Origin of the sequence: Trabulsiella odontotermitis (assembly GCF_030053895.1) — a bacterium.
Lineage (GTDB): Bacteria > Pseudomonadota > Gammaproteobacteria > Enterobacterales > Enterobacteriaceae > Trabulsiella > Trabulsiella odontotermitis_C.
The window spans coordinates 1,251,113-1,263,441 of the sequence record NZ_CP125781.1 but is presented as its reverse complement, the minus strand read 5'-3'; the positions used below and the strand labels follow the sequence as shown (position 1 = coordinate 1,263,441).

Here is a 12,329-nt window from a genome sequence, read left to right as displayed (position 1 = left end):
GATGGACGCCCCCGACGCACGCCATCACCACGAGCACGCCGGATCGAGCCGGATCATCCTGCTCAGCACATTGCTGTTTGTGGTAGCTGGCGTCTGGGCCTGGTTCGGCATTCTGGATGAGGTCTCGACCGGCACCGGCAAAGTGGTGCCCAGCTCCCGCGAGCAGATTTTGCAGTCGCTCGACGGAGGTATCCTCGCCGAACTGACTGTGCGCGAAGGGGATCAGGTACAGGCGGGGCAGATCGTCGCGCGTCTCGACCCAACCCGATCTGAGTCTAACGTCGGCGAAAGCGCCGCACGCTATCGCGCGTCGCTAGCCTCCAGTGCGCGCCTGTATGCGGAGGTGAACGATCTTCCCCTCACCTTTCCAGAATCACTCAACGCCTGGCCGGAACTGATCGCCTCCGAGACACGGTTGTTCAACTCCCGCCGCGCACAACTGAAAGACTCAGAAGCCGAACTGCGCACCGCGCTGGTGTCGGTCAATAAAGAGCTGGCGATCACCGAGCGGCTGGAAAAGAGCGGGGCCGCCAGCCATGTGGAAGTGCTGCGACTGCAACGGCAGAAGAGCGATCTGGGCTTAAAAATCACCGATCTGCGTTCGCAGTATTACGTGCAGGCGCGGGAGTCGTTGTCAAAAGCCAACGCCGAAGTGGATATGCTCTCCGCCATTATCAAAGGGCGTGAAGATTCAGTGACGCGGCTGACCGTTCGTTCACCGGTGCGCGGAATTGTGAAAAATATCCAGGTGACCACCATTGGCGGCGTGATCCCGCCCAACGGCGAGATGATGGAAATCGTTCCGGTTGACGATCGTTTGCTGATTGAAGCACGGCTTTCCCCGCGTGATATCGCCTTCATCCACCCCGGCCAGCGCGCGCTGGTGAAAATCACCGCTTACGATTACGCCATCTACGGCGGGCTGGAAGGTGAAGTTGAAACCATCTCGCCGGACACCATTCAGGATAAAGTGAAACCGGAGATCGTCTATTACCGGGTGTTTATCCGTACCCATCAGGATTATCTGGTCAACAAAGCGGGGCGCCACTTCGCCATCGTGCCGGGGATGATTGCCAGCGTGGATATCAAAACCGGTGAAAAATCGATCGTCGATTACCTGCTCAAACCGTTCAATCGCGCAAAAGAAGCGCTACGTGAGCGATAAGTGAGCAGAACCCGGCTGGCAAAGGGCTTCATAAATCTGTTATAATCGTCAGAACACATTGGGGCTGATTCTGGATTCGACGGGATTCGCGAAACCCAAGGTGCATGCCGAGGGGCGGTTGGCCTCGTAAAAAGCCGCAAAAAAATAGTCGCAAACGACGAAAACTACGCTTTAGCAGCTTAATAACCTGCTCAGAGCCCTCTCTCCCTAGCCTCCGCTCTTAGGACGGGGATCAAGAGAGGTCAAACCTAAAAGAGATCGCGTGGATGCCCTGCCTGGGGTTGAAGCGTTAAAACTAATCAGGCTAGTTTGTTAGTGGCGTGTCCGTCCGCAGCTGGCAAGCGAATGTAAAGACTGGACTAAGCATGTAGTACCGAGGATGTAGGAATTTCGGACGCGGGTTCAACTCCCGCCAGCTCCACCAAAATTCTCCATCGGTGATTACCAGAGTCATCCGATGAAGTCCTAAGAGCCCGCACGGCGCAAGCCCTGCGGGCTTTTTTGTGCCCTCAATTTGTCCCGCGAAGTCCGAAGAGAACTAATTAAATCCGAACCTTTTAGGCACCTTGTTAGGCACCTCATAAAGCTATATTGTTTTTGAGGTGCCTAAAACTATGGAAACCCGGCAATGGCAAGACAAACCAAACCTCTATCCGTTAAGGAAATCGAATCTGCTAAACCCAGAGAAGCGGACTACGTTCTCTATGATGGCGATGGCCTTGAGCTACTCATCAAATCCAGCGGGAGTAAAATCTGGCAGTTTCGCTACATTCGCCCTGTCACTAAGAAACGAGCGAAGAAGAGCATTGGCCCCTACCCGTCAGTTACCCTTGCCGATGCCAGAAACTACAGAGCAAAGTCTCGCTCACTCCTGGCGAAACAAATCGATCCACAGCAACATCAGCAGGAACAACTTCGCAGTTCGCTGGAAGCCAAAACCAATACTTTCCAGCTCGTGGCTGAACGTTGGTGGAATGTGAAGAAGGCCAGTGTGACAGAGGACTATGCGGAAGATATCTGGCGCTCTCTTGAAAGAGATGTCTTTCCTGCGATTGGCGACGTTAGCGTTACAGATATTAAAGCTCATACACTGGTTCAGGCCGTGCAACCGGTTCAGGCAAGAGGCGCGCTGGAAACCGTCCGTCGCCTTTGCCAACGTATCAATGAAGTCATGATATATGCTCAGAATACAGGCCTGATTGATGCTGTTCCCAGCGTTAATATCGGTAAAGCCTTCGAGAAGCCTCAGAAAAAGAACATGCCCAGCATTCGACCGGATCAGCTACCTCAACTGATGCAGACAATGCGAACAGCCAACATTATCCTTTCCACACGCTGCCTGTTCATGTGGCAACTTCTTACTATTACCCGCCCTGCTGAAGCGGCTGAAGCTCGCTGGGAAGAGGTAGACATAGAAGCGCGAGAGTGGAAGATTCCTGCAGCACGCATGAAAATGAACCGTGACCATACTGTTCCATTGTCAGATGAAGCGATTGCGATATTGGAGATGATGAAGCCGTTAAGTGGAAATCGAGAATTTATCTTTCCCAGCCGCATCAAGCCAAACCAGCCGATGAACAGCCAGACAGTTAACGCATCGCTGAAACGCGCAGGTTTTGGTGGGGTGCTCGTTTCACACGGTCTGAGATCTATCGCCAGTACAGCCCTAAATGAACAAGGCTTCCCACCTGATGTTATTGAGGCGGCCCTTGCGCATGTAGATAAGAATGAGGTCCGTCGTGCCTATAACCGCAGTGATTATCTTGAGCAGCGGCGGCCCATGATGCAGTGGTGGGCTGATTTTGTGATGGCTGCTGATCGTGGAAGTATGGTTGAGGGCGGTATGAGGGGAGAGCGTTTAACGGGATGACGGATAATTAATGACAGTTCCCACTTTAGTAGTGGGCCAGATGAGAATTTATATTTCAAGCGAAAGCTAATAGTTTTAGAAATCAAACTAATTAGCATAATATCTCTTAATTGAAGTGATATGGAGCCGCAGAAATAAATGAAGACACGGCAGTATGCGCAAAAATCAATCTTCGATCTGGAAGCAATCTTCGAGCAGTCCAGCAACAATGTTAGCGAACTTGAACAGTTGTTGAGCGAGCTGACCTTTCGCAACACTGCCAGGGCGCGGACGCTGACGGCTAAAATCGAGCAATCTCTATTTGCACTTAGCGGCCACAGCGTGGTCGCCATGTCGGCTTCCAGCCCATCAACACACCATCCCGATTCGGTGTCCATTCAATCTTCTCGAGTTGTGCCCCACAATTCGCCTGCTGCGGAAGAGCAACTTCAACTGAAGGCCATCCCAGACTCTGCCATACGAGAGCAATTCGACAAAGACCAAATCGACCTTGGTCCGATCCCGTCTTTTTCTCCATCAGGTAAGGCGAATGATGCGCGAGCAATACTGGCAGCATGGACAGCCCTCGAAGCGCTGTCGCCTCAAGCTTATAAACGCCCAGAGGATATGGCAACCGGCGACCGCTCTAGGGTTGCTCTATTGGAGCGAGGTGTTCCATGGGGACCAAATGCCCGCAGCAAGCCCAGTTATAAGCTTTATTTCGAGGTCGTCCTCGGCTCCATCGCTCTCGACAAGGCGACGGACGAGCTGGTCAAGGTTTTTGGCGAGGATGAGGAGCGTTCACGCCCGGACGGTAAGAAAGCGGCCATCGGCTCGATCCTGATCGACAAAGAAGGCTTTGTGCTTGAGGACAAAGGCGTTGCCGTGTCCAGTTTTGCCTGGGCACTCAAGCCGGCTCTCGATCTGAAGCTTGGGAGTTTAGGGAATTGGCCGAATGTTGAGCCGCGCATTATCGAGCATCTGGATCGAATGGTTCGCCACCACAACAAAGATGGAGAACCCATACCGATCGATCTGAATGTTGTTCATAACGCTTATAAATGGCTTGTATCGCAGTTCAGTGTACCCGAGCATTTGGTTGAGCCACCCACATTCGCGATTAAGGTGTTTCATCATTTCAAGGCTAAGGCGCCGCCTGAACCTTCGTTACTGAATTCCTTCTATCTTGAAGATCTCGGTGAAGCAACCAAATTGCTCGAGACGGGCAAAGCCGGAACCGGTTTGCGCCGCTACATGGGAATTGGAAGACCTGACCAGAAAATCGACGTGCTATCGCCCATTTCCGCAGTTGAGCCGTTCGTCGCACCGTCGCTCATGCCGCAGGCTCGTTGGCCTTCGAAAGGCGGCCATCCACTGGTGCTGCTTCAACAGGCTGCCGTGAATGCGGCGCGTGCTGAGCTGAATGATGCTCCAGGTATCATCGGCGTCAATGGGCCTCCGGGAACCGGAAAGACCACTCTTCTCCGGGATATCGTCGTTGGATGCATTCTCGATCGGGCCACGGCGATGTCCGGCTTCAACAAACCGCAGGATGCCTTTTCCACAACAGGCGAGAAGCTGGCATTCGGTTCCAATGCATTCCTGCACTTCTACAAGTTACATGCATCCTTGAAGGGCCATGAGATCGTCGTAGCCTCCTCCAATAACAAAGCAGTCGAAAACGTCAGTAAAGAGCTTCCTCTCAAGGAAGCCAATGGTCGCCATGAACAGATCGCCTACTTCCGGTCCATCAGCGACCTGATTGCGAATCCCAAACGCGCCGGCTATTTCGAAGCCGAGGCCGAGGGGGACATCCCCTCCGACACTGTCGAAACCTGGGGGTTGATCGCCGCAGCTCTCGGCAAGAGCAGCAACCGAGGCGCGTTTCAGCAAGGTTTCTGGTGGAATGAAGACGGTGGTTTCCTTACCTACCTGAAAGCAGCTCGCGGCATAAATGTCATGCGTGAGATCAAGGACGAGCGAACTGGCGAAACCATCGATCGCGTGATGCCCAGCGTGGTTGTCAATGAGCGGCCCAGCACCAACGAAGCGGATGCTGCTGCGGCCTGGCAGAAAGCGCGAACCGCCTTTCTTAAACTTAAGGAGACGGTAGACGCCGAAATCGCCAGCATCGAAGAGATGCGACGGGATATCCAGGCGCTCAAGGGAGCGATCACCGAACTTCAAAGAGCTGAACAGCGTCGACCGAGTCTGAATGAAGCCGTCGAAGAGGCACACAAGACTGCTGAATCCTGCCAACGAGAGCATGAGAAGGCAAAATCGCAGATCGAGCAGGACAAGATCATGCTCGACAGCCATCTTGCTTGCCGTCCAGGTTTCTTCTCCCGTTTGTTTGCGACTGCGGCCTGGAAGTCGTGGAGATCGACACTGCAGAAGCTCTCGGCGACCTTGCAGCAATCAGTCATACGGGCGCAGGGGACGGACGGTGCCCTAGAGCTTGCAAGGGCTGAGTGGAGCAATACTGAGTCCCAGTTACAGCAACTCGACCAGGAAATTTCCAGCAAATGTCAGGCTGTCTCGAAATTGAAGGCAACCGAGGCACAGGCACGAAACCGTATGGGAGACAGGGTCGTTGATGAGAGGTTCTTCGAGCGCGAGCACGAGGCTATCCACCTCACTGCACCCTGGCTTCCCGATGAGGTTCATCGCCTGCGGGAGGATCTTTTCGCCGCTGCCCTGACTGTGCATAAAACGTTCATCGATGCTTCGGCCAGCCGCTTGCAACACAACCTTGGGTTATTGATGTCAGGCATGGTAGCTGGTGCCTTCCAGTCTTCCGCTCACCGTGAACTTCTCCCCGACCTTTGGTCAAGCCTTTTCGTGGTTGTGCCGACCGTGTCCACGACATTCGCCTCTGTTCGGACGATGTTCGGGGATCTGCCACCAGAGAGCATTGGTTGGCTTCTGGTAGATGAAGCGGGCCAAGCCGTTCCTCAGGCAGCAGTTGGAGCTATCATGCGGGCAAAGCGCTCCATCGTGGTAGGTGACCCGTTGCAAATCCCACCTGTAGTTTCACTTCCTGAAAAGCTGAACGCCGAAATCTGCAAGTTCTTTGACATTGACCAAGTCGAATGGTCTGCCCCCGCAGCATCTACGCAGACCCTTGCTGATCAGGCATCGCGCTTCAAATCCACCTTCGTCGTGGACGGAGGTGATCGAGAAGTCGGGCTGCCATTGCTCGTTCACAGGCGTTGCCAGAACCCAATGTTTGATGTTTCTAACTCCATCGCCTATGCCGGGCAGATGGTCCATGCTGTCGGGCCTAAAAAACCCGGATCTATCGGCTCGGCTTTGGGGAGATCTCACTGGGTGGATATCAATGGCGATGCTGAGACGAAGTGGTGTCCCGACGAGGGCGAAGCGGTTGTGCGAATGCTCAAAGAGCTGGCAGCATCGGGCATTACAAATCCGGACGTATTTATCATCACACCATTCAAGATCGTAGAGCAGAACATGCGTCGGCGTCTCGACAGTGAAACTGATCTGCTGCGAACGTTCGGCGTAAAGCTGGATGAATGGTGCCGTGATCGTGTAGGCACAATCCACACGTTCCAGGGCCGAGAGGCGGACACAGTAATCCTGTTGCTGGGTGCGCCGAAAGCGAGTCAGCAAAGGGCACGTCAGTGGGCGGCAAGCCCACCAAACATAATCAATGTAGCCGTCTCACGCGCCAAGCAAAACCTGTATGTGGTCGGCTCGGCTGCTGCATGGGCAGGGGCGGGAACTAGCCTTCAGGTCCTGCATCGGCAATTGGCGAAATCAGCCTAACAATCTCCGAGGTGGCCCTCATTATTGAGGGCTCATCGCGACTCATTTTTGGCTAACATCAGTAATGGGCTGGCCGCTATGTGTTAAAATCTGACATTGCTCACATAATAGTCAAGCAGTCACTTTTCACCGCCCATCCAAGCTTGATAATTCTTACCGCTCCCCTTATATCCACACTGAGGAATAACCTCTGACATGGCTAAGGAGTATGATTATGGGGCTTAAACCTGGTCCAAAACCAATCGCAAAATCAACAGGAAAACCCGATCAACGCAGACGTGATAATAAGGATACACCCGGCAATACCCCAGGACTGAAACCAAGCAAATCAACTGGGAAGTAATCGTTTAAGGGTATGGAGAATTCATCTAAACCCTTATCTCATCAAATCAGTCTGCTTTAGCTGACCTGCTCCCCGTTGATTAGTACACCCCGATGTTAGTAATGTCTTCATAAGCCACATGAGGACATCCCCATGAAGAAGCGTTTTTCCGACGAACAGATCATCAGTATTCTCCGCGAAGCCGAAGCTGGGGTACCCGCCCGTGAACTCTGCCGCAAGCATGCCATTTCCGATGCCACGTTTTACACCTGGCGTAAGAAGTATGGCGGTATGGAGGTGCCTGAAGTTAAGCGCCTGAAGTCGCTTGAGGAAGAGAACGCCAGACTCAAGAAGCTGCTTGCCGAAGCCATGCTGGATAAAGAGGCGCTTCAGGTGGCTCTTGGGCGAAAGTACTGACGACAGACCAGAAGCGGGAAGCCGTGATGTTGATGTGTGATGCGACCGGTCTGTCGCAACGTCGTGCCTGCAGGCTTACAGGTTTATCCCTGTCGACCTGCCGCTATGAGGCTCACCGTCCGGCTGCTGATGCGCATTTATCAGGGCGCATCACTGAGCTGGCACTGGAGCGCAGGCGTTTTGGCTACCGTCGTATTTGGCAGTTGCTGCGCCGTGAAGGGCTTCATGTTAATCATAAGCGCGTGTACCGGCTTTATCACCTCAGTGGCCTGGGCGTAAAACGCAGAAGACGTCGTAAAGGGCTGGCAACAGAACGTCTGCCGCTGCTCCGTCCGGCGGCGCCCAATCTGACCTGGTCGATGGATTTCGTCATGGACGCACTTTCCACCGGTCGCAGGATCAAGTGTCTTACCTGCGTCGATGATTTCACAAAGGAATGCCTGACGGTCACTGTTGCCTTTGGGATTTCAGGCGTTCAGGTCACGCGTATTCTGGACAGCATTGCACTGTTTCGAGGCTATCCGGCGACGATAAGAACTGACCAGGGGCCGGAGTTCACTTGCCGTGCACTGGATCAATGGGCCTTTGAGCATGGTGTTGAGTTGCGCTTAATCCAGCCGGGCAAGCCAACGCAGAACGGATTTATTGAGAGCTTTAACGGACGATTTCGCGATGAATGTTTGAATGAGCACTGGTTCAGCGATATCGTTCATGCCAGGAAAATTATTAATGACTGGCGGCAGGATTATAACGAATGCCGCCCGCACTCCACGCTGAATTATCAGACACCGTCTGAATTTGCAGCGGGCTGGAGAAAGGGTCATTCTGAGAATGAAGATTCCGGCGTTACTAACTGAGTGTTGTATCTAATCGTGGGGGCAGGTCACAATGCCGATAATTTTTAGATAAGATGAATCCGATGGTTTCGCGTCATTCTCACAGAAGCGCAATGCGTTGAATGCCGAAAACCTTTGAGACCCGTTGTGCCAAGCAAATTAACGTCAAACGACAATGACCAAGGCAGGGATGCGCTACTGCGTCTGACTGTGTAAAGGAGAATACATGGCAAGCATTGTTTCGGAGTACCAACGCTTTCTCGATTGTTTAACGCAGCAGGACGTTTCTGATGATGTCCGGCGACTTGCGTATCTGATCTTCGATCATATCCAACCTCTCGCTGAAGTCGGCTCGACTCGCCGGGCGCGTTCAGTTCGTCTTGCCCCCCTAGCCCTAAGACATCTAATTGATCAGCCCATCGCTTACGAAGGCAATTCTGACGCCCCTGAAGCAGGTTCTGCTCTGGGCCGATTGCATCAGCTTGAGGTTGGTCCATTCCGTGGATTCATGCGGCAGGAGATATTTGACCTCTCCCACGATATCACTCTCATTTACGGTGCAAACGGTACAGGTAAAAGCAGCTTCTTTGAGGCTCTCGAAGTGTCAATGCTGGGCACTATCAGTGAAGCGCAGTTAAAGCGGGTGGAGCAAAGGCTTTATTGCAATAACGCTCGTCTCAAGCACCACGATGCGCCAGTGCTTCTTGCCGGTGAGGCTCAGAACTTACGGCCCGTCCAGCCTGATGAATCAGAGTATCGTTTTTGTTTCATTGAGAAGAACCGGCTTGATGACTTTGCCCGTATTGCTGCAAGAACCCCTAGCGATCAGCGACAGCTAATCGCAACGTTGTTTGGTGTAGATCAGTTCAGTGAATTTGTCCGTGGGTTTAACCCATCACTCGATCAAGATCTGATGCTTTCCGGACCAATGGCAGCTCAGTTGGTCGAACGGAGAAAGCAGGTAGCAGCTTCAGAGCAGGTAATTGCAGCACATCCGCAGAAAATAGCTTTGATTGAATTGCAGGAAAATGCGCTTGCGCAGCGCATATCCCCCGAAGCGACCTATCAGGCATGCGTTGAATGGCTGGAAGGTACACAACTTCAGCAGGGACGTCTGCCATATATTCAATCTCAACTTGATGCTGTCCCACCACTGGTTTATGGGATTACGCAATCCCGACTGGAAGCGCTTCTCGCTGAAGCATACCGTCTACATGGGAGTTGGCAAGAGACCTCAAGGGAACTTGCATCACGCGCGACCGAGGTATCGTATGCAAAACTGTATGAAGCAGTGCAGGCCTTAGCTGTCGGAGCAACCACCTGCCCTGCTTGTGGTACAAATCTTGATACCGTAGCAGAGGATCCTTTTATACGAGCGCGTACGGGACTTGAAGCCCTGGCGCAGTTGGCACAGATTCAGTTGCGGGAGCAAACATTACGAACAGAGCTGAACGAGTCTCTCCAGCTACTGTTGGAGGAAATACGTCGCACCGTAACGGCAGCAATCGCCGCATGCCCGGAAACCCTTCATGCTGCAGTACTGCCGGAATTACCCCAGACATCAGTTGGAGCGTGGCTTGAGTGCTGGGTTGAAGGAGAGAAACAGCCCTGGAACACACTCCTGTGCATTGCCAAAGAGATTGAGCATATCGATAAACAGTCCCTCGCAGTACATAATCAACGTGGTGCGTTGACCGAGGAGCGGGACCGTCTGATTCAGTATCGGTTCGAAATTGAAAGACTACGTACGCAGCGCACAGCCGCCAACGTTGAACTAGCTGCAGCTCAATCTAATCTGACCCAGTTCAATGACAATAATCGAGATCTGCTCCAAGCCATTGCTGAAGAAGAAACTGTCATAAAGTTAAATCAACGAATTAAGGTAGCTTACGACGGATTCCTACCGGAAATCCAAAGATACATGGCCGCACTACCTGGCATATTGCTTCAGGGATTGGGTGAACAGGCTCGGGATCTGTATAACGCTTTTAACCGAAGCGATGCACCTAGCGATCTGCTGCATGCACTTCATCTGCCAGTTGCTGAAAATGGCAAAATTGAAGTCGAATTCGCCGGTGAACCAGGCATTCGTTACGATGCGCTAATCATTTTCAGTGAGGGACACATCAAATGTCTTGGCCTCGCAATTCTGTTGGCCAAAAATATTGTCCAAGGATGCCCGGTGGTTATCTTTGATGATGTGGTTAATGCGATTGATGATGAGCATCGAGACGGTATATGGCGTACCTTCTTTGAAGATGGGCTACTGGACGACAAACAGGTCATCTTGACTTCCCATGCCGAAGAATTCCTCATCCGAATTCAACAGGAGTTAGGTGCAGCAAGGGCAGGAGCCATTAAGCGCTACAAATTCCTACCACACGATGGTGAACACGAACTGCGAGTAGACAGCAATCCACCGAGTAAGAATTACGTTCTGCTTGCGCAGCAGGCTCTAGATGGGGATGAAAAGCGTGAAGCTCTTCGTCAGTCACGTCCCGCCCTGGAAAGCCTTACAGACAGCCTTTGGTCTTGGATGGGCAGACGCGGTGACGGACGCATTGATATTAAACTCAGTGGACCACGTTCGCCTTGGGAATTGAATAATAAATGCTCTAAATTGAAATCGGCCGTCAATCGCATTGCAGGGCAGCATCCCGGGGCCCCGGCTGCAGTTGCTGCATTAGAAAGATTACTCGGAGTTAACGGCTCCAGCATTGAATGGGGATATCTGAACAGCGGCGTGCACGATTCACAGCGAGACCACGAATTCGACCGCTCCACAGTAAGAACAATAGTGGAGTCGATTGTGTCGCTTGATGCAGCCCTTAGCGCCATGAGAAATCAGTAAGTGATACACAGTGAAACTGGTGCCGGGTGGTGTCGCAATCAGCCTCCCTAAACGTAGCTTTAGCCGTTCAGATGCTTGCTGGCTTTCTCGATGAGTTGAATCGGGTTAGCCCCACGGTTCAACTGGAAGCTAGCGAGCAACTTACTTATGAATAACATCAGCAATGGCATTGTATCAATGATATTTTTTTACCAAATAAAAAGAAACAGATATGAAATAGCTGCAATACTACTCATGATAAGCATTGGACTGCTTAATTTGGGGTGGCTGAGTTTAAAGAAAATCCCTGAAACTCCGCCAGGATATTATGAAAATATCGTCATCGAACACTTGCAATTATTCACGAACCTGCGCAACGAGTATCATAATCAGCAACATGAAATGAAGAATGAAATGCTATCCAAAGAGCATGCGTCTATAGAAGTAGCTAGAATTGCATTAAAATTAAACATATCTGAATCCCGATATCTGGATTTTTGGGTAGCAGAGAGACCGATTATTATTGGTATGTTGAAACCTTTTGAAGAGTCAAAATATAGAAGCTGGTATGTACACCTTCCTCAAGAAACTCGAAAACTGGTTAACAACATAGCAGATAATCTACACGAGGTTTACCCCAAACTTGCGAAGTGTAATCAAAATGCGGCTAAGGATTATATGGCATTAGTTTCGGGACTGGAGGAACCGTCATCTCGCGATAAAGTATCTGCTGCTTTGGTTGCGCAAACCCGAGTAATAATGCGCAATATTTCTCAAGATCAGCATTCTCCATCAGAGATTTGCGATAGTGCAATGGTGTCATATTTTTCTTCGATTCAACTGTTATCGAGAACATATAATGAACTTGCAGATTCTTATCAAGAGCAACTAGAAGCGAATGAATTATTACGTAAAATAGTCAGCACGACATTATCCTTTCTTTTATTTTTAGTTTGCTATAAGTGTCGTGAAAACTTGATAAAAAAGGCAGCAAAATCACTGGGGGGATAATTTTTCCCAATCTATTGAAGTTACTGTTATTAGAGTAAGGATTTTTAGGGCTGATTAGGCATAAGATCGATTTTTAAATGGAATTTTACCAAGGTAAGCTTGTTAAAAAT

6 protein-coding genes and 1 other RNA gene are annotated in these 12,329 nt (G+C 51.2%); all 7 read left to right on the top strand.

The features are described 5' to 3' along the window. Position 1 precedes the first annotated feature (1 nt). The 7 genes from QMG90_RS06130 to QMG90_RS06100 all read left to right on the top strand — a co-directional run bounded on the left by QMG90_RS06130 (position 2) and on the right by QMG90_RS06100 (position 12,219). Positions 2-1,165 (top strand): HlyD family type I secretion periplasmic adaptor subunit, encoded by a 1,164-nt coding sequence (locus tag QMG90_RS06130; RefSeq protein ID WP_283283898.1) that lies wholly within the window; start codon positions 2-4, stop codon positions 1,163-1,165. A gap of 60 nt (positions 1,166-1,225) precedes the next feature. After that, positions 1,226-1,589, top strand: a transfer-messenger RNA (tmRNA) gene (ssrA, locus tag QMG90_RS06125). Positions 1,590-1,793: 204 nt separating this feature from the next. Then, the gene (locus QMG90_RS06120) at positions 1,794-3,035 is read left to right on the top strand and encodes an integrase (protein WP_058682795.1); all 1,242 of its coding nucleotides are present in this window, start codon (positions 1,794-1,796) and stop codon (positions 3,033-3,035) included. A 138-nt stretch (positions 3,036-3,173) separates the two neighbouring features. Continuing rightward, positions 3,174-6,803 (top strand): DEAD/DEAH box helicase, encoded by a 3,630-nt coding sequence (locus tag QMG90_RS06115; protein ID WP_126802447.1) that lies wholly within the window; start codon positions 3,174-3,176, stop codon positions 6,801-6,803. 475 nt (positions 6,804-7,278) lie between these two features. Beyond that, a protein-coding gene (locus QMG90_RS06110; protein WP_108716776.1) for an IS3-like element ISSen4 family transposase occupies positions 7,279-8,399 on the top strand; the annotation gives its coding sequence in 2 pieces (ribosomal slippage) (positions 7,279-7,537 and positions 7,537-8,399; 1,122 coding nt in all). Positions 8,400-8,604: 205 nt separating this feature from the next. Beyond that, entirely contained in the window at positions 8,605-11,229 is a 2,625-nt protein-coding gene (locus QMG90_RS06105) for an AAA family ATPase (RefSeq protein WP_126802441.1), read from the top strand. Positions 11,230-11,376: 147 nt separating this feature from the next. Next, complete coding sequence (locus tag QMG90_RS06100; protein WP_080781770.1) at positions 11,377-12,219, top strand: hypothetical protein; 843 nt, start codon at positions 11,377-11,379, stop codon at positions 12,217-12,219. The last annotated feature ends 110 nt before the right edge of the window (positions 12,220-12,329 follow it).